We start from the raw sequence: 19,732 nt of genomic DNA, 5'->3' as shown, positions 1-19,732 counted from the left end.
TAGAAAACTATTCGCGAGCTTCGCCCGCTTCCCACAAAGTGAACCGGAACGCCTTAGGGCATCAGTGCGAACCCTGTGGGAGCTGGGCGGAGCCGCAAGGCAAAGCTCGCGAATAAGGGCTTAAGCAAACCATTCAAGACAGTTGCTTGCCGCAGGGCTCCGCTAAGCGAGTAAAGCCCGCAACACCGCTTCCAGCTCCGCGGCCTTGAACGGCTTGGCGAGCAAAGGCACACCGGGGAAGCGCGCCTGCACCTCACCACTGGCGAAGCCCGAAGCGAAGGCGAAGGGTATGCCGCGTTGCTGCAGCGTGTGCGCCACCACGAAGCTCGGTTCACCGCCGAGGTACACATCCAGCAGCGCCACGTCGAACTCGCCGCTTTCGGCCAGCCATTGACCGGTATCCAGCGACTGCGCCACCTGCACGCCATGGCCCACGCCCACGGATTCGAACAACGCCTCCACGAACAGGCTCACCAGGGTATCGTCCTCGACCACCAGCACCCGAAGGTCCTTCATACGGTCCGCCCAAAGGGCGCCGGTTGCTTTCATAAGAAAAAACTCTGCCGCTGATACAGGTAGGGCCCGTTGAGTTTCATCAGATGTGTGAACGGCGTCAATATCGGGGGAACCAAAACCGCTGTTTGCCAAGCGAATAGCGATGGCAGGTCCCAAGGCCGGGCCGCGCCTGGAGTTACGGATCTGGCTTTGATCCCTTACCACCCTGTGGGCCGGCCTGGTTGCATCGAGCGTGCATTTGGGCCACCGCTCCCCTCCCTGGCTCCCCTGTCCAGTAGTACAACCGCGCCTGCCGCACGATCACCCACGCGAACGATAGTTGCTCCCCCGCCCCTTCCTCGAATTCCTCAGGCGTAAACACATGCACATCCAGCGGGTGCATCACCCCAAATAAACACGCATAAACCGCCCGCCGCCGCGCCGGCTTCGAAAGCCGTGTCCGCTGAATGACAAACACGTCCAGATCGCTGCCCTCACGGGCCAGACCGACCGCATAAGAGCCAAAGGTGCCCACCGCAATCGGGCCGCATCCATCCACGATGCGCGAAACAATCCTCTGGATATCCCCTTCACTGAGCATCAGGCCACCCGGTAGCTGACTGTCAGCAGAATGTCGTTGAACATCGAGGCGTTCAGCCGTGTGTGGCCATCGCGGGAGACTGCAACCACGGGGGGAATGCCAGCCTCTGGTACGGTGAGCGTAAAGGCGCCAGGTTGCCCGGCCTGCCCGGTAACACCACCAAGCGCCGCGACAGCGCTGCCGCCAGGCAAAGGCGGCACTTGGCGGATCGATACAGGAGCGGCAGCCCCACCGACGGGGCCAAACGTGGCGTCGGTGATCTGCGTGCCCTCCGGCGGTACCTCGGTCAGCATCAGGTTGATCGAAATATCGGTAATGGCGGCAGCACCAAGATTGGAGAACGGGAAAACATTGGCCTCCAATGGCAATGTCAGCACCTGCTGCGTCGCCCCCGTGTTCGCAGGGTTGAAAAATGCATACCAGGCGTCGCCGAAATTACTGCGCACACTGAGCAGGAACTGCTGCGGCCCTAGCGGCTTGAGGGCCTGGCGCACCGCCTGTGGATCGCCGCCCGCCGAGCGAGCCGAATAGCGCAGGTGCAGTACAACATCGGTGACGGTGGAGAGGTCGAAGCTGTTGTCGCGCGGGTCGAGTTCCAGGGTCCAGGTGCTGATCACGCCCTGCCCTTCGCACGGTAGCCAGCGTTCGTCACGCAGGTTCACATCGAACAGGCCGGCGTCGTTCTGGCCGTGGCTGGTGCAGATAGTGGAGGTGGCTGCGGGCAGGCTGGCAGCGAACGCCGGTGCCGTCGCCGCATCGCGCGCAAGTGCCGGTGTGTACGGCGATACCGGCGGTTGCACGCGCACCTTGGCCCGGGTCAGGGTCAGGCTGGCGTTCACGCCGGTGTAGGGGCCGGTGACGCATGGCACCGTGAGCGCTACCGAGCGCAGCCGACGGAAGTATTGGCCAGGGTGGTCGCGATCAAACAGCGATTCATCCAGCGCGATATCGCAGGTACCTGCCTGTAATAGCCGGATCAGCGCCATGGGTTGAGTCAGCGCCAGTGAAACATGCTTGACCAGTTCGAGCTCGCGGGTATTCGCTTCCAGGTATTGGGCCTGCATGCGACGCAGGTCGAACAGCAGGCTTTCTCCTGCCATAAGCCCCTTGTGCTGGGCATCCCAGTAACCGTATTGGACGAAGCTACCTTGGCTGCCCAGTTCATATCCATATGCCGCCTGGGCCTGCTGGGCCAGCGTGAAGGCGAGTTGGTAGGCCTGGGTGTGCACGGTGGTCAGTTGCGTGAGCATCCAGTCGTACAGCTGTTCATTGGTGTATTTGCCGGTCAGAAAATCACTGACGGCGCGGGCGTTGGTAATTTGCCGGGCATGCAAAGCCACTTCGCTATTGGCCATGGTCAGCCTGTCGTTGGCCGCGGCGATCTGGCTGTCGAGCTGAGCCAGTTCAGCGGCGGCGAGGTCTCTTTGCAGGTTCCATTCGTCCATGCGTCGCTGGTAGCTGCCCAGGGTCGCAGCCATTGCGGCGCCTTCGCTCAACACGCCGGCAGTGCCGCGCTGGGCAGCGGCCACAGAAGTCACCGAGGCCGCCACTTGTGCACCGCTCACGTCCACCAGCGAGGTCGGGCTGCCTGCCCAGCCTGTCGCGCCGAAGGTAAGGTGTGGGGTGAGGTGGGCGACGCTTGCGGTAAGGTCCAGCGTAACTGCCAAGCCGTTAAGCACCGTCGCCTGGAGCTGCAGGGCGGTCGCGGCAAACTCCCAGGCATTCATGAATTCGACGCTGGCATAAAAGCTATGGCGAATGTCCACAGCAGCCTTCTGACCCTCCAGGGCGGCAACCTGGTTAGCGGCCTCCTCCACGGCGCGGGTCTTGATGTCCAGCAGGCGCGTGAGGATATCAATGTCCTGATTGGCGCGCAGCACAGCGAGCGCCTCGGCGTCCTTTTTTTCCAATACTGCGAGCACCACTGCACCGTAGGCGCGTACATCGTTGGTCAACTCCAGGGCGCGCTCCAGGTATACGGAGAACCGGTACACCGGCGTAAAGGCCGCCGCTGCGCCGATCGCGCCGGCGGCATAAGCCCCCTGCCCCATCACGTGTAAAGGGTTGATCGGCGGAGCGTACAGCGGCAACGGCTGGGCAACGCCCTGCAGGTTCAGGCAATGGCGGATCTTGTACAGCCGGTCGGCGACTCTGTCCCAATAAGCAAGCAGTTGATCGTTCGGCGGGATGCAGAAAAACAGCGTGGACAGCGTGGGCAGGTCCGGCGCCTCGCCCACGCTATCCCCTGCCTCCAGCGCAGGCGATGGCGCAGCGATTACGTTCTCGATGGCCACCAGCACATCGGAGAATTCATCTATCCCGGCCTGGATCTGGAGGTAGGTCGTGGCGTCTGGCCCGGTGGCCAAATCGCCGGCGCGTAGCCTTACCTGCTCAGGAAGCGGGCCAAGAATGAGCTGGGCGAACACATAGAGCTGCTCGGCCTGTGCGACCTTCTCCATGGTGTATTGAACGTAGAGAGCATCTCCCCAGGCGATGAGGTTATCCACGAACGTCATCACTGTGGCCTTGGCGTAGGCGCCAATGCGCAGCCGGGCGATACGGTGGGGGTCGAACGGGTGCGCCAGCCAGTCTTGAAGCGCGGCGGCGGTGTCCGGGGCCGAGCCGCCTTGTTGGGGGGTGGTCGACAGCGTGGTCAGGATGTTCTGGATCTGCTGTGCCAGCCAATCGTTGGCATTCATTTCATAGAAGGGCCGCGTGCGCCAGAAGTGGCTCGGCACCGGCGCGGTATTGGGATCGGTAGGGTCGAAAATATAGTGCAGCCAGTGCATCGCGCCCTCGTACCGCTGATTGCGCATGAGCTGCGTGGCCACAAGCATCGGCGCGTGGTAGAAGAGCTCCCAGTTATATTGGGCATAAGCGCCGCTGACGCTGAAATCCACCTCTTCGAGCGGGTACGGCGCCATCACCGGCGCTTTCGGTGCGTACACCGTGGCGAAGTCGAAGCTTGCCTGGCCACGTACGGCTTGCGGGTCTATTTGCAGCCTGCGCTCCATCAGGCGGTCGATACCGCCAAGTTCAAGTTCGCGAAGGAAGGTGCGTGCGAAGGGATGGTAAAACGGTGTAAAGGCGTAGTTGGTATTCCACCGCGGGATATAGGCCAGCTCGTCCAGTTCCTGAGGCGAACTCGACACCGTGTAATAGTGCGGGCTGACGAAGAAGGTGCGCGCCGGGTCTGCAATAAAGAACGGGCCTGCGGAATCGAACAACCGGTCATCCATCGAAACCACCAACCGCTGGTTTTCGATGGTGCCGAGCAGGGTCACCGATACCGGAGCCCCCTGGCTTGCGGGCAGGGCCAGCACTGCCAGCGGGTTGACCGGCCCCGGATCGGGGCCATAACACACCAGTTCCTGACCACGGAACCGGTAATTGGGGGCCGTCGTCAAGGTGTTCGGGAACTGGTTTTTCGGTGTGACCAGTGCGTAACTGGGCTCTTGCGACAGGTCGATGGAGGCGGCGGCAGGCAAGGAATTCTCCGAATACACCGCCAGCGGTGAATCTGGCGTGCGCAATTCGCCGCTGGACATCAGCACACTCGAATACGTGCCACTGCTCACCCAGTGCACATCGAGGTACACCTCGAGCTGAAGCGTGGATTGCGGGTCCGCATAGGCGCGGAATGTATAGGCGAGCGCCGGCTCCTCGTTCGCGACGTAACATTTTTCGGCATAGACGCGTTTAGCCTGCCACTGGCCTGCGCTCAATTCGCTCATGGCGAATTCAATGGCCCAGAATTTCGCCGCCGACGGCGCGCTCGAGGGGGTCGGTGTTCCATTACTGGACGTCGGGATGCTTTGGGTGCCCGCTCTCTCCGAGATCTGCTTGAAGATCGGCCATACCAGATGCAGGCGCTGGTCCCACACGAACGGCACAATCTGATCAGCTGCGATGTCCAGGCTCAGTGCCTGCCAGGCGCCCCAGCCGCCGGTGCCGAGCGCCCCTTCGGCGCGGCTGCGGTAGTACCACCTGGGCGGTGCACCCCGGGTGCGGGCAAACACATGCAAAAGGTGCGATCCGTCGGCGCGGGTTTCGCGATAGTGGGCGCAAACGACAAGGTTCCTCACCTCTACCAGTTTGCGCAGGTAGTTCTCGAACGCTGCAGTGGTCGCATCCGCATCGCAGTCGCTTTGCCTGAGTTCGTTTTCGAGGTCGATAAAGAATGGAGACTTATCGGTGCGCAACTCCGGTAGCAAGTAGTTTTCAGGATAGAGAAATACTTGGCGGTTGGCCTGCCAGTACCGGAACTGGCTCCTCCAGGACCATTGATTCCATCCAGGGTCGGCAGTCGCTTCCACCGTAACGCCCACGGCCAGGCCGAGAAAGCACTGCTGCACGAACTGCTGAAGCGCCAGGGTGGCCTCCAGCAACCGTGTGGTCATGCCACAGGCACACATGCCAGGATCTATAAGGAAGCGGTTGAAAATGTCATCGCCGTTGAGCAGTGGCGGTGATATCTCAGCCGCTGCGCCTTGCCCCAGAAGGTAGGCCACCAAGGCATCACGGCGTCGTTCGCGCAAGCTGTCCTCAACCGGCTGCACGGCGCTGAACCAGGTCGAAAGCGCGTATTGGGCCTGAAAAATGCCCATGGCCGCGGATGCACTGGCAGCGGCCGAGGGTAAGCTGGCAATCTGTACCAACGCGGCGGCGCTGATGCGATAGCGCGCCGTTGTGTCGAGCGCGGCACCGATGGCCGCGAGCATGCCAATGTCAGCCAGCGTCCCGGGCTGGGCACCCGCATCCAGGGTAGGCGCCTTCACCGCCAGCGCGTTCGCAAGCACGGTGAGGTCAGGGATACTGGCGTTCAGGGCCACCGCCAGGGCCCCGTTATCGTTGGCGATAGCCGCAGAAAGATCAGCGGGCAACGCCAGTGTCCAATCGCCCAATACATCGAACACCCTGGGCCCGCGGGCGTTTTGCCGGCGATCGAGTTGCAGCGCCTGGAGAAGGCGTTCGAACGGGAGATAAACGCTATCGGCCGGAACGATGAGTGGCAGCGCCGCCGGGTTCAGCCAGTTGAACGCGATGGCGTTCCGTATCAGGAACGCAAATTGAGGTGTGGTCGGCTTTAGCGCATTGAACATTGAAGCCGCCTTGGCGATGCGAGTGAAGGCATCTACCAGTGGCTGGAATTGCCCGGGGTTCACGCCGCCGGTTTGCGTCAGCAACTGCGCGAACATTGCAGCGGGCAGCGGCAGCACCCCGGTACTCACAAGCGCGGGCGTTATTACGTCGGCGGTAACCCGGGTGGCCGCAGCCAGCGTGCTCACGAACAGGGTTTGTACCGTAGCGGGGTCGGTCTGGGCTGCAGGTGCGAGTTTCACGATTGCATCCCGGATCGACTGCAATAGCGCCCCGGCCTGGGTCGCTGTGAACGTCATTACGCTCTGGCTGGCCGAGCCATTGCGCAGCAGATAGTCCAGGTCGTGCAGGCCAAGGCCAGTTGATTGCAGCAACGCCAGCCGATGCAAAAACGCCGCAGTGTCGGCGGGTGTGCCACCAAACGCCGGCGCTGTGCCGGCCGGCAACGCATCGCAGAGCGTCATCCACAACAGCAGGTCACGAACACTCAGTGACAGGGCAGAAGCCAGCCGGGCGTGCCGGAACAGGACATTCAGGCCATCGAGGGACAGCTCCATGGGAACGCCCTGGGTAGCCGCGATTGCCGAGAGATCGTCGACGCTCAGCCCCAGCGCTGCCTTGATGGCGTTAGGCTCGACCGGGCCACCGGGTAATGCAGTGGGCTCGACAAACACCGCAGCCCAGGATGCCAACAACGTTGGGCTGCGAAACGCTTGGGTGTAGGTCGAGGGTACAGCGACCTCCACTTCGCCGAGGTGGCTGATCACGTCATGGGTAGGCATTGGCCCCCAGAAACTCAACAACTCCTGCAGTGGCAGTTGCAGCGGGTCGCGCAAGGCCAGTGCATCGGCGAGGAACACCAGGAACGCATCGTCGAGCGTGCCATTTGCGCTGCTGAGTGCCCAATCCAGTTCCCACATTGTCAGCTCGCTGAACGCGCACAGGCGCAGGAAGCGATTGGCCCGGTCGAGCACCGAAGCGTCGAGCCCCTCGAAGGTCATCAACGCGGTATCGCAGCTTGCGATGTTCGGGGTGTCCGGATTTGAACCGAGTTTGAGGGTCACGTTGCCGCCTGTGACCCAAGCCACTTCCAGTAACTGGCACAAACCCCCGAAATCAAGGTTCGAGCGGTTCAGCAGCACAGGAACTTTTGACAGGGCGGCGATCCAGTCCGCCGGCGCCGGGCTCAGCAGCTGACGCGTTCTGGGGTCGTATACGTTGGCGGGGCTGGCCTCGGCGTTGAAGCCCCAGCGCACCCAGGCGGGGTGGGCATCGGTTCCGTTGATCACCGCCCGCTGGTTGGGGTCAAGGCCAAGCCGAACGGACGCGCCCGCCGCTGCACTGGTGTTTCCGCACAGGCGCATAACCGTCGCCAGCGGCGTACCCAGCGCCTTCAAAAACGCAGTTGTCCGGGCAAAGGGCAGGTCGAAGGGAAGCGTTAGCGGGAATACTGCAGCCGCTGTTTTATCGTAGGCCGTTTGCGACACTTGCTGGGGCAAGGCACGCCGCTCCGCCACGGTGCCCATGGTCTGGACAAGGGTAACCGGCACCGTGGGCGGTGCTATCGCCGATTCCAGCAGCTCATTGACCACGTCAATGTAAGGCAGCGTGACGTCCGTATTGCTGCATCCCAAGGCAATGAACTGGAGGTCGGGCCGGCGCGATAATAGTGCGGTGAGGGCCCCGCGTTGTTTGAGCCATTGCAGCAGGTCCACGAAATAGGCAGCGGGGCTGAGCACCGAGCGGCATGGGGTGCATTCACAAAAATCGAGCGAACCGAACAGCGCCTGCAAATCCGGCAGGTTGGCCAGCGAGCCCGGCTCCGGCACCGGCGAAGCCATCAAGGCAACCGTGGTGCCATTGAGCGCGAGGTTGTAGCGCCCGAACGCGGACAATGCGCTGGCGTATCGGGCCTGCGCGCGCACCCACGCTGCACGGGCCCGGGAGGCGCTACCGAGCAGGGGCGCCATCTGTGCAATAAAAGGTGCGCGACCCTTCAGGTAAACGGCCTGCGCCGACAGGTATCCCGCGCCCTTGAGGGCCTCCACCGCCGCATAGTGGGGAGATAGCAGCGACAGCCGTTGCAGGGCCTTGAGTGACTTGAGCGCCTGGGGGGAAATCTCGACTTTATTCTTGGCCACATAGGGGTCGATGTGGGTACGGCGCAGGTTGAATGCAGGGTTCGCGCTCAGCACCGCCACCAGTTCTTCCCTGGCAGGAAATGAGGAGGCCTGGGCCTTGGTCAGGCCACCAAGGAAGGCCGTGGTCAGGTAGCGCGACGCGAACCGCTCGGCCAGTGCCTTGGCGAAGCGGGCAATGCGTTGCGCCGGGGTGTCGTCGGGAAAGACCGGCGCAATGGTCATGGCCTGCGGATCGATTTGCTCGATTCTCGCAACCCACTCCGCCTCGTCGAGCAGGGCCAGCGCCTGCACGCTGTCGAGGGTGCCTTGTGCCAGGCGCTGCATGGTGTCCCTCACGAGCGGTAAGTTACCGCCGAGTAATTCACTGGCATTGAGCGCGGCGTTGAGGGTTGCCAGCTGCGCCTTGGTCAGCGATTTATCGGCACGCAACACTTTCCAGGTCGGCCCTAGCCGCTTTCCTGACGCGGCATAGGCGTGGATAAACGCCGTGCTCACCGCAGCGGCTACGCCGGCCGCGCTCAATACGTCGTCAAGCGGCGTTTTGCCGCGGATGTAAGGCGTAGAGGCTGCGCGCTGGGCCCGCAGTACATCGAGTTGCGCCAATTCAAAGGCTTGTTTCGCTTCATAGGTCGCGGGTAATACATTGGCGGCGACTGCGGCACCCAGCGACTGCGCGAGGGACGTGCTCGACTCCGCCAGCACGCCGGCCAGCACCTGCGCCATAAAGGCGTCGTCGATGCCGGCATCGGGCAGGCTTGCCAGTGCGGTACCGAGAGGGGCCGGAATGCCCTGACTGAAAAGGCCATACAGCGTGAGGTCGCTAAGCCCGCTGGGCGCTGCGAGGCGTTGCGCAAGGTATAGCCGGGCGACGTCGGCGAACTCAGCGTCGCTGGCCTTCGCGACAAAGGTCAGCTCCTGGGCGCCCTTATTCTGCTTGAGGTCCGTGAGGGGGATCTTGAGCAACTGCCGTTCGACTCTGCCGTTCAGCAGCGCGTAGGCCGATGGCATTGGTATACCGCCGGACCGCGCGGTGGTCAGGTTGATTTCGACACTCGCCTTGGCGTTGAAGATTGTTGCCGACTCCGCAGCGACCACTCCGTTAGCCCCCAACAGCTGCACGACCAGGTTCAGGGCATTCGTTCGCGGGTACATCAGGATGAACGCGCCGGATTTATCCGTGGCCGCCGATGCAAGCGGTAAGCGATCACGCAACCGCTGGGAAAACAGCGACAGCTGTGCACCGGCGATGGGCGCGCCTTCTGCATCCACAACTGCGCCGTGAACACTGCCCTGACCGGCGCCGTCGTCCGCTGCGCCCTGTTTGAGTTCAATGTCCATAACGGTATCAGCCTCGATGATGTGCTCACTGCACCGTGGGATCGCCCCACTGCGCGCCGGTCGGATACGGGTTGTTCTCGTCGGTCTCGATCTCGAGCACAGGATTGGACCTGGCCGTATGCTCACCCATCAGGCCGTCGAACCCGTACGACAACGCGCCGATGATCCCGCCCAGAACCGCGCCCGGCAGGGCCCCGATTCCATCTGCGGGGGCGCCCATTTCCGCGCCGATAAGCGCCATGGTGCCCACGGTGGCAAGGAAGCCTGCCCTTCTCACGGTAGTGTGGTCGCCGCCTAGGCGCCTCACCGTGCTTTCCACCACCTTTGGTACGACGATGGCTGCTACCTGAAGACCGGTGCTGCGCACATTGCCCGGGGAACCGCCCAGGCTGCCGTGCTGTTTCACGGTAACGGGTGGCTCGGGGGCGGTCGTTTTGACCGGCTCGAGGCCATTCGCTCCGCGTCGGAACACACTGGGCTCATTTGCACGGACAGGCGGTGCCGAAGGCTTACGAAAGTCCGCAGGCGTATCAGGTACGCGGGTAGGCGCCGCGCCGGCCTGTTCGAGTTGCGCGGCAGACTTGAACACTTCGGCCTTCGCCGCGTCCGGGGGCAACCCGCCCTCTCGGAGTTTGTAATAGGACTTGACGTCTTCGAACCAGCTGCTGGGCGTGGCTGCGCGTTTGCTGCCGACGGTAGTTGCACCGCTTGAGGTGATTTTCACGACCGATTCAGTGGTTTTGCCCCCGGAGGCCGTCTTCACCTTCTGGCCGTTCTGGCCCGCGGGGTGGTAATCGTCCATGTGGGCGCCCCATTGGGCTCGGTTGATCGCTGCCTCGACCTTCTGCGCTGCCGGATCGTTGTATGCGTTGGGGTCTCGGGTGCTGATTGCGTTAGCTTCTTTGAACTGCGGCGCGGTGTTACGCCGATCCCCTACCTTTTTTGTTCGCGGCGCCACTTGATGCACATGGTCGCCCTTCACTTTTTCATAGGCGCCTGTTTTGGGCTTCTTGGGTTCCGTTCCCTGGGGGTCGATCAGGTTCACCGGGTTGCAATTGCTGAAACCGTAGAGGTTAACTGCTGCTACAGGATCGCAGCCGGTCCATCGTCCTAACCAGGTGGCGCAATACCTCACGCCGTGATAACTCAGCCCGCTTTCTTCGTCGCGCTCCATGCCCGTATAGCGATAGCGCTTCAAGCTGGCTTCAACGGCGCTGCGGCCCGCCTGATACGAGGTGTTTCCGTATGGGCAATATTCTTCGTATGAAATTACTTGAGCGGCGCCATCGAGTTCCACACACGTCGAGCCCAGATGGTTGCTTAACTGATAGCGAATGAGTTGTGCCGGCGAGCCGTCATCGCCATGCGTGCGCGTTTCTACCAAGGCAACACGTTGCCCGCCCTGCATAACGTGCAGCGCCTCCCGCTCCAGCGTAACGGCCCCGCTGTTGCCGTAACTTCGATATATCTCAAACCCACCCAGATAGAACCGCTCGTTGCGCTTGATGCCCTCTGACGTTTCGGTGACTTTGCGGGCGCGTTGCCCCGTGCCGTCGTAGATGTAGTACGTCTGCTCGCCCTGTTTCAGCACCCCATCGCTGTCAGTATTGTCGAGCGCTTGCCGTTGGGACATCCGCAGCTGATCCTTGAAGTTCCACTGCATCGCCCGCAACTGCGGCATTGAAGTCATGCTGCCGTGCTTGTCATGGCGGTAGGTCTCGCTCAGGGCCTGGGTGCCGCTCAGGGTGGTTTGGGTCAGCCGATTGCTGACCTTGCCCGGCTCGAGGAGGCTGGCTTCACCGTAGGCATACGTACGCGTCCACCCCGGGTGGCTGGGCTGGCTACCGCGGTGAATCAACTTCAGGAAGTTACCGGCAGGGTCGTACTGGTATTGCTCGGTATAGATCCCCATTGCGTTGCCGTCGCCGGGGCTCAAGTGGCCAATGCGAGGCGCGTCGTGGTAGGAACTGGCCGTTGACGGCAGCGTCGCGCCATTGCCGCCCTGGCCCAGGTGTTCACGGCCGGTGGCCTGCGTCAGGCGATAGAGGGCGTCATAGGTGTAGCCATTGCTCGGCTCCACGCGCTGGTTGCGGAAATAGACAGCCTGCTGGGCATTATCGCGGATGCTGGTGACGTTACCCACCGGATCATAGGTATACCCGATATTTTGCACCTGGCACCCGGGCCAACCTGCGGGCGGCGGTTGTGGGCAGTCCCCCGCAAAGGCAGCAGGGTCGCGCCGGGTGAGCAGGCGTGCCAGGCGCAATGTGAGGGGATCATAGGCGTAGAAAGTTCGCGCGCCATTGCCATGGTCGATTAGTGTGCGCTGGCCCTTGGCGTCGTAGTCGATGTTCGTGATAAAGGGCGTCTCGCTTGCGCTGCCGCGCAGCTTCACGGCAATGCCCTCAACTGAGCCCGTGGCGTTGTAACTCAAGCGCGTGATGCTTGCGTCCGGTGCCGTAACGACAATTGGCCGGTTGAGGGCATCGTATTGCGTACTGACGGCAAAGGCCTCGCCCATGGGTGGCGGTGCAGTCCAGTCCGGCAATAGCCTATGGTCCACGACGAACTGCCGGCGCGCACGCAGCAGGTTGCCCTTGAAGTCATAGGCTTCCCGAAGCCCGGACACCGGGTTAACGTCCATGTGGGTGACCACGCCCGCCGTATCGCTGATTGCATAAACCCGCGTGCGAAGGTTCAGCGCCACGTCGCCCGGCAGCCCTTCGCCATAAAGCCACCGGTGGTAACGGACCTCGGATAAGGTACGAGGATCGGAATTTACGTTGTCAGTACCCAGCACGAACACATCCGTCGGCCGACGCAGTACGTCGTATGCAGTCCTGTGGTTGTGCCCGCGGGCGTCCCAGGCGCGGATAGCATTGCCCATCACGTCGCTCAGGGTCCAACGCTCGCCAGCCTCCATGCTCGCCTGATGCACAATACCGCCGAGCATCTCGTAGTCATACGCCACGACCCTGCGATCAAGGGCGTCCGTCACCGACCGTTGCAACCCTTGGGCATCAAGCTCAGTACGGGTCAGGTATTTCCCGGCGGCGGCGTTGTCGGCAACCGCGAGGAAGGCTCGCCCGAGGGTATCGAAGTAGCGGATGCCCGGCGTATTGGCGTGGGCAGCCGCCTTGATCGCAGCGCCCTGCTCTTCCACATTCGCGGCTGCGCCAATGCGTTGGGCATACCAGGTAGGTGAAAACTCACTGCGGGCGAGCAAGCCCAAAAAGCCACTCACGTCAGGGTCCGAGGACGGGTCGGCCACGAGCACCGTATCGGTTGCGTCCCACGTGTACTGATGCCAAGGGTCGAAGACAACCTTTTCGTAGGTGTGGTCCGGGTGCAGCGTGGCCACGGCACGCCCCATCGGATCATAGAAAATGATAGGGCTGACACCTGCCTGCACACCGAACTCGAACTGGTGACCTCTTACCGCCAGCGCGCTGAAGAACGGCTCGTACTGGCGAACCGGCTGGCCCTTGTTGTTGAAAAGGGTCCAGCCACTGCCCACCCAACGGGGATCAATGACCGGGCCGCTCGCAGCGACGGGGCCCGGTTCGGCGTGAACTTTGTGCTGCACCGTCCGGCCGAGGCCATCACCGTAGGCAAACCCAAGCTGGATCCTGCTCAATTGCCCTTGCCCAAGGTCGCTGGCATGGGTCTCCCTCGAAAGCGTCGCGGCAAACACCGGCAGCCATCTCGAAGGGTCGTCCGGAAAGGCCCTGCGCGAGCGCAAGAACCGCAACGGGTCGTAGACGATGCGGGTGGTGGCCGAACCCAGTAATGTCGTGGCCAGCGTATGAGGGTCATCAGCGGCCTGAAAAATGTCGAGCTCGGCCACGGTAAGGTCGGCGGAAAAGCCGCTAAGCGAGTCCCCTCGCTGTTCAGTGCCTTTGCCCATCACGGCAACACCGGCCACCCTGCCCAGCGCATCGAACGCCACGGCGCTGCGATTGCCATTGGCGTCGGTCACGAGCAGTGGGGATAGCACGCGATAGTCATAGGTTGCCGTGACTGAGTTGCCGACGGCATCGGTACTTTGCAGGGGCAACAGATCCTGCCCCTCATAGTTGACCGACGTTGCATGGCCAAAGGGATCGACCGTGCGCCGTGGCACATAGAAATGCGCCTGCGCCTCGGCTTGCTCGGCGGCAGAGGTGGCCGCAGCCGGCAGGTAAAAGACGCGGCTGGAGGGTTGCCACCAGTGGCCATCGCCGTCCAGGTCTGTATAGCCACCGCCATCCCCGGAGACGTTTGCAAGCACATCGGCGGGCACGGGCAAAAGTGCTGCCCCGCCCCGCCGGTAGACCCGGGAAACCAGCCCGGGGGTGAATACAAGTTGGAAATGGACAGCCGGCAAAGCCAGCGATTCGAGGATGCCCAGGGCCAGGCGCGCGTTCGTGTCGGAAGCGGCGGCGCCCATATCGTCGGGCCGATAATAAGCGCGCGTGCGGGCGATCATCCGTCGGTACGTTTGCCCTGGTTCAACGGGCACGGTATCCGGCGCTTCGAAAGGGATATCGTGCGCGCCGTCGCCTGCGGCCTGAATGGCGTCGGCCAGTTGCGCAAACCCCAGAAGCGGCGCAACGCCGGCCGGGGCACCTGATCGCGGCAATTGCAGCAGTTCATAGCGGCTCGATTGCGCGAGGGCGGGCGCGCGGTACGCGTCCTGCGTAAGCACGGCGTTGGTGTAGGTAGCGTCCTCGCAGGTACCGAGCGTTGCCGCTTGCGTGCGTTGGTCTTGCGGTGCGAGCGAAGGGTCCAGATACCGCCGCCCATAGGCAACCGCGGCTGACCGCAATACGTTCCCGTACGAATCGACCGCCAGCGTCAGGGCGTGGGTTACCCTGGGGTCGCAGGCAGCCCTCGCGCCGGGTGGCGGTGCAGCCGGGTCCACCAGCTGGTTGCCGAGCACGGTGTACAGCGCACGTTCATAATGGAAGTCGATGGCTTCCCGCGCGTGTACCACGAACACCCCGTAGAGATTTACGCCCTGCGGTTGCAGGGCTTCTATTGTGTAATTTCGTTCCGAGGTGCTGTACGGGCGGTCAGCCGCGGCGGTGCCATCGAGCGCGTAGATTTCCTGGCGCAGGATCGAACCGGTCAGTGCCCGGCAGGCTTCGCGCATTTCCTGGGGGGAAAAGTTCCACGGCACGCGACTGCCGTCGGCCAGCAGCACGGTGCCAGGTAATAGCGTGTCGTCGAGCAACAGGGCTTGTTTGTCCGCCTCGCTCAAGCCCGCAATGGCGCCGCTGCGGTCGCCTTCGTCGTAGTACTCCGAGGCGAACTGCCTGGAAACGATCGACTCACCGAAGTAAGCACCGGTGTGCAGCCAGGTTCTGGTGCACACCGGCGGAGATGAATACACAGGGTCTTGATTGCTCGGCGGTGGGAAAGCGCTGTGTTGCACGACCGCGCTGATCTCTTCGGTGTCCCACTGGTCTACACGGCCAAAGCCGCGAAATTCCCGCTCCACGCCGTCGTAGTAGCCATGATGGTAGGCGTAGCGCGTACCGAATCGACTTCGGCTGATGTAGTCATGGATGAGCACCTGTTCGACCACATGCACGGGGAACGGCAGGCGCGTCAGCCAAGGTGTGCCGGCAAGCTTGTCGGCGACATAGAAGCGGGTGGAAGGTGCGTACTTGATGACTGTCTCCGCCCCCATGTTATTGCGCGCGCGAACCAGCAGATGAGGCTTGTGGCCACCGAGCAGGTCGATGTAGCGCATGGGCCGGGACGCTGTTGCAGGCGATGGCGATGACCACAGCAGGCACGCCGTGCCATTGCCGAGAAGGTCCATGACGGTCGCCGACGAGGCGGTATCGATGGCCGGGAATTGTCCAAGGCTGCGCCGGCTTCCCCAGGCATTGCCGGACTGATTGAAGTACAGGTGGATCGCGTTGTTGGCAAAATAGAGAATGTCCGCCGTGCCGGACCCGTCAATGTCGGCCAGGCGTAGCCGTGTGCCATCGAACAGATCAGCGCTGTCGAATCGCGGCGACCCGGCCATCGTGACCTTGGCCCCGAAGCGGCCATAGCCCACATTGGGCCAGTAGCAGACGTCCCCGTTGCGGATGCGAACCAGGTCAGTCAGGCCATCCCCGCACATGTCGGCGAGAAAGATCGATTCGGTGCTGTCGCGCAACACCAGCTGCGGCCCCGCTTCCTGATTCAGCGACCGGGGTATCCGCTGCCCAGCCGCGAAGCCATTGGTCGATAAGGAACCATACCAGCAGAACGCGCTGTCCTCGGTGACAAGCAGGTCGGGGAGCCCGTCACCTGTCAGGTCGATAAACCGCAGGTTCGGGTTGCTCCAGTGCAGCACCGGGAGCGACAGGAAGCGCTTGAAGCGGGCCCAACCCTGTGCATCGGTGCGTTCGAAATAACCGGGGGTGGGGCCGTCGAACGCTACGACAGCCAATTCGCCATCGCCCGAGAGGTCCATCAGGTGTACATGGTCGCCGTTCAAGGATGCAGGCGAAGGTTGGCGAGCCACGCGCTGCATGGGCCCCAAGTGCGGCCGGACCACTTCGGTGCCGGCGATGATGGAATGGTTGCCTGGGCTCAGGTTGGCCTTGTAATACCAACTGCCACCCTGTTCGGTGAGGATGCCTGAAACACCTTCACCGTTCAGGTCCACCCAGCGATAGGTGGCGTCGCTGAGGCCCGTCGGCAGGTTGCGCACGCTCTCTGCGTCGAGGTCGCGCACGGTCTCGTCGATCTCGGCTCGGGTGTAGTCGAACTCGAGCGGTGGCAGCGAACTTGCCCGGTAGCCGGCGGCGCCGTCACGCACGTAGCCGGCCTGGGTCGCCGAAAGCAAATACGCGTAAAAGGGCTGTGTGGTATCCGCTAATGGGCCGGCGGCATGTTCCAGAACGGTTGCGCACACCAGGCAATCGAGCCCGACGTTCGCTTCCTCGGCAAAATGATGAAACATCAGCACGCGCCGGCACAGTCGATAGGAACGGACCTCGAAACCCGCGCGATAACCGGAGAACGGATCAACCCTGCAGCTCCAGGCTTGGGAGGCTTCCTGGGGTACCGGGGCCAGCAAATCGTGTTCGCCGTAATCCAGCACCACTTCGAAACACCAGTCGCTGGGTAGCGGGGTTGGTTGGGGGGCGGTCAAATCCGGCCGATAAGGCACGCGGTTGCCGTAGCGGATGCGTTTGAGGTAACGCTGCGCGGATCGGGTCAGGTCCGTGCGATTGAGCTCCGGAGCCAGGGAAAGGTCGACACCTGCCGAATTTTCTGGCTTGTACTCATAGACGATGGCGTTGCCCTTGTCGTCATGGCTTTCGCAGATCAGCCAGCTGAAGATGCGACCGGAGTCGAGCGGGTCGGCAATTCGGCTTTGTGCCGTTCTGCCATACCAGGTCGTGATGTTGTTTCTGGAAATCGAGCGCCAGAAGGTGTCCGACGGGTCTGCGGTGTTCACCCAGTGTTCGATACGCGCGAACAAACCCTCGACGCGGGGGCGATAGCGGTGGATGGCGTACGAAGCGCCATAAACGGTACGCGGCGGCAGGATATCGCGCAGCCAGGCGCCCCCGACACGTAGCAGAACGGGCACCAGGTCTTCAGCACCCGAAAGCATAAAGGCGTCGGCGACGTCTGCATCCCGGTACTGCGGCAACCCCTTCTGCGTTTTACGGGAGACTGCGGGAAGCGACAGGCTCCAGCCGAAGCCGAAGGGCCCATTGCCCGCAGCAGAGTCGTAGGTGATTGCCAATTGCGGACCAAAGCCGGAGCGTCCCGCAGACGTAAGGATGGGGACCGACATCGAACCCGTTCCGGTAACGGGGTTGGCGGCAAATTTTTCACCCATCCCGTGGATGGCGCCGCCGCCTTTGGGCAAAACGATATCGGGGGCCAGGCCGCGATCGTGGGGTCGGTCCGTGTCGCCGTAATTGTGGACAGTACGCTTCATCGGTCCCCTCCCGCATGCGCGGATAGGCTTGAGAAGTGTATCACCGATCCTGAAAACCGCTTCGGTCCCTGGGGAGGTATCGGACGGTTGATGGAGCGCGACAGACGCCCGTGCCATTTGTCGAGCGGCACCTACACAAGCCGAACCAACTGGCCGCGCATGCCCTCCACCGGTAACCCTTTGTTTCGAGGTTCGCGCCGTGAAAGCCATTCGTATCGACCACTTCGGACATGAAGACGTTATGCACCTGGAGGATGTGCCCATGCCTTCGCCAAAAGCTGACGAACTGTTGATCAAGGTCACTGCAGCGGGTGTAAACCCGGTGGATTACAAGATCCGCGAGGGCCAGTACCCGGCGGTGGGCGAAGATGCCTTGCCGCTGACCCTGGGCCGCGAGGTGGCCGGCACGGTAACCGAGGTCGGCAGCGCGGTGGCGGGTTTCAAGCCAGGCGACAACGTATTTGCCATGATCGGTGCCGATGGCGGCTATGCCGAGTATGCCCGGGTGAAAGCCACTAATGCCGACCGCATTCCGAAGGAGATCGACGAGGTAACCGCCGCGGCTATCCCCCTCGCCGCACTCACCGCCTGGCAGGCGCTGTATGACCATGGCGACCTCCAGGCCAACCAGTGCGTGTTGATCCATGGCGGCTCGGGGGGTGTGGGCCACTTCGCCATCCAGTTTGCCAAGGCCACCGGCGCCGAAGTGTTTGCCACCGGCTCGAAGGCCAGCCTGGCGTTCATGAGGCAACTGGGCGCCGATCACGTGATCGACCACAAGGCCGGGCCGTTCGAAGATGAATGCCCGCCGCTGGACCTGGTGATCGACCTGATTGGCGGCGAAACCCAGAAGCGCTCCTGGGCGGTGCTACGCGAAGGCGGCCGGCTGGTTTCTACCTTGCAGGCGCCAGACCTCACCCTGCCGCAAGCGCAGGGCAAGCACGGCCGCCGCTTTACGGTGCGGCCCGACGGCAAGCAACTGCACGAGGTAGCGGCGTTGATCGTGGCGGGGCAGGTAAAACCTTACGTACACCGTACCTTCAACCTGGAAAATGCCGTGGATGCGTTGCATTACCTGGCCACTGAGCATGTTGAAGGCAAGATCGTGCTGCGGGTTGTTTGACTGCCGCAGCTGGCCGCCCGCAGCTAGCCGCCCGCAGCTGGCCGCCCGCAGCTGGCCGCTCGCCATGAAAGTGTTCCAACCGGGATCACTGCCCGCCCACCGTGCACACAAAGGTAGCCGCCGGTAACCAAACGGCGGCAGGCCTTCTCGGCGTATTTCTTCTTAAACCCCGACGTTTCAGTGACCTGCGCGCAGCTGCGCATGTTGGCATGCGCTGTGCTTTATTGCATTCATGGATAATTGGATACATTAATTCAAAGAGCCCGTCATGCCGCCGTCGTCTCTCTACCATGCCCGCACCCCTGTCACTGCCGAGGAGGAAGCCTATCGCTACCTGCTCGACGCCATATGCCATGGCCGCTATCACACCGGCGACAGGCTGATCGCCGAGGACATTGCCGGAGAGATCGGCATGAGTCGCATGCCCGTGCGCGAGGCTTTCCGCCGCCTGGCCGCCGAAGGCCTGGTGACGCTGAGGCCTAACCGTGGCGCCATCGTGAGCGGCCTCAACCTGGACGAAATGCGCGAAGTGTTCGAAATGCGCAGTGCGCTGGAGGGCCTGGCGGTACGCCTGGCCACCGCGACCTTGACTGACCGGCAATTGACCACGCTGGAGCGCATGCTTGACGACATGGACGAGGTGCGCGAGGACGGCGCCGAGTGGGTCGGCCGCCACCGTGCCTTTCACGAATACCTGTGCAGCCTGGCGATGCGCCCTCGCCTGCTTCGCCAGATCAGCGCGCTGTATTCGGTGATCGAGCCGCACATGCGGCTATGGCTGCAGCACGTGGACAAACCCCTCAGCGCTCGCCAGGAACATGCCGAGATCCTCACGGCGCTGCGCAGCCGCAACGCGGCGCTGGCCGAGCGCGTGGTGTGCGAGCACATCGAGGGCACCGTCCCGGCCCTGCTGAATTTTCTCGAGGCAGCGGGCACCTGAGACCCGTGACGCCTTGCTTGTGAACTGCCCCGGCAACCCTACCCCATGGAGCTGA

The 19,732-nt window shown here is 62.7% G+C and carries 6 protein-coding genes; 2 read left to right on the top strand and 4 right to left on the bottom strand.

Annotated elements, in window-relative coordinates; all coding sequences use genetic code 11:
• Window positions 1-162: 162 nt before the first annotated feature.
• The 4 genes from G7016_RS05305 to G7016_RS05290 form a co-directional block, all read right to left on the bottom strand.
• The gene (locus G7016_RS05305) at window positions 163-549 is read right to left on the bottom strand and encodes a response regulator (protein WP_181111804.1); all 387 of its coding nucleotides are present in this window, start codon (window positions 547-549) and stop codon (window positions 163-165) included.
• A gap of 142 nt (window positions 550-691) precedes the next feature.
• Entirely contained in the window at window positions 692-1,096 is a 405-nt protein-coding gene (locus G7016_RS05300; protein ID WP_181111803.1) for a nucleotidyltransferase domain-containing protein, read from the bottom strand.
• Window positions 1,096-9,675 carry a Tc toxin subunit A-related protein gene (locus tag G7016_RS05295; protein WP_181111802.1) on the bottom strand — a complete coding sequence of 2,860 codons (8,580 nt, stop codon included), beginning with the start codon at window positions 9,673-9,675 and terminating at the stop codon, window positions 1,096-1,098. Before G7016_RS05295 ends, G7016_RS05300 begins: the two co-directional genes overlap by 1 nt.
• 25 nt (window positions 9,676-9,700) lie before the next feature.
• Window positions 9,701-17,614, bottom strand: coding sequence for a SpvB/TcaC N-terminal domain-containing protein (locus G7016_RS05290; RefSeq protein ID WP_181111801.1), 7,914 nt, complete (start codon window positions 17,612-17,614; stop codon window positions 9,701-9,703).
• Between the two features lie 199 nt (window positions 17,615-17,813).
• Here G7016_RS05290 and G7016_RS05285 point away from each other — a divergent pair, with 199 nt between their 5' ends.
• Window positions 17,814-18,737, top strand: coding sequence for an NADP-dependent oxidoreductase (locus G7016_RS05285; RefSeq protein WP_181111800.1), 924 nt, complete (start codon window positions 17,814-17,816; stop codon window positions 18,735-18,737).
• Window positions 18,738-19,005: 268 nt separating this feature from the next.
• Complete coding sequence (locus G7016_RS05280) at window positions 19,006-19,677, top strand: GntR family transcriptional regulator (RefSeq protein ID WP_181111799.1); 672 nt, start codon at window positions 19,006-19,008, stop codon at window positions 19,675-19,677.
• Window positions 19,678-19,732: the final 55 nt, after the last annotated feature.

This window comes from Pseudomonas japonica (assembly GCF_013522925.1).
In the GTDB taxonomy this organism is placed as follows: domain Bacteria; phylum Pseudomonadota; class Gammaproteobacteria; order Pseudomonadales; family Pseudomonadaceae; genus Aquipseudomonas; species Aquipseudomonas japonica_A.
The sequence above is the reverse complement of the archived record's forward strand: the minus strand, read 5'-3'. Positions and strand labels throughout refer to the sequence as shown.

Coding starts and splice junctions, on each gene's coding strand:
- G7016_RS05305 (WP_181111804.1), bottom strand. CDS start 549: ATGAAAGCAACCGGCGCCCTTTGGGCGGACCGTATGAAGGACCTTCGG.
- G7016_RS05300 (WP_181111803.1), bottom strand. CDS start 1,096: ATGCTCAGTGAAGGGGATATCCAGAGGATTGTTTCGCGCATCGTGGAT.
- G7016_RS05295 (WP_181111802.1), bottom strand. CDS start 9,675: ATGGACATTGAACTCAAACAGGGCGCAGCGGACGACGGCGCCGGTCAG.
- G7016_RS05290 (WP_181111801.1), bottom strand. CDS start 17,614: ATGAAGCGTACTGTCCACAATTACGGCGACACGGACCGACCCCACGAT.
- G7016_RS05280 (WP_181111799.1), top strand. CDS start 19,006: ATGCCGCCGTCGTCTCTCTACCATGCCCGCACCCCTGTCACTGCCGAG.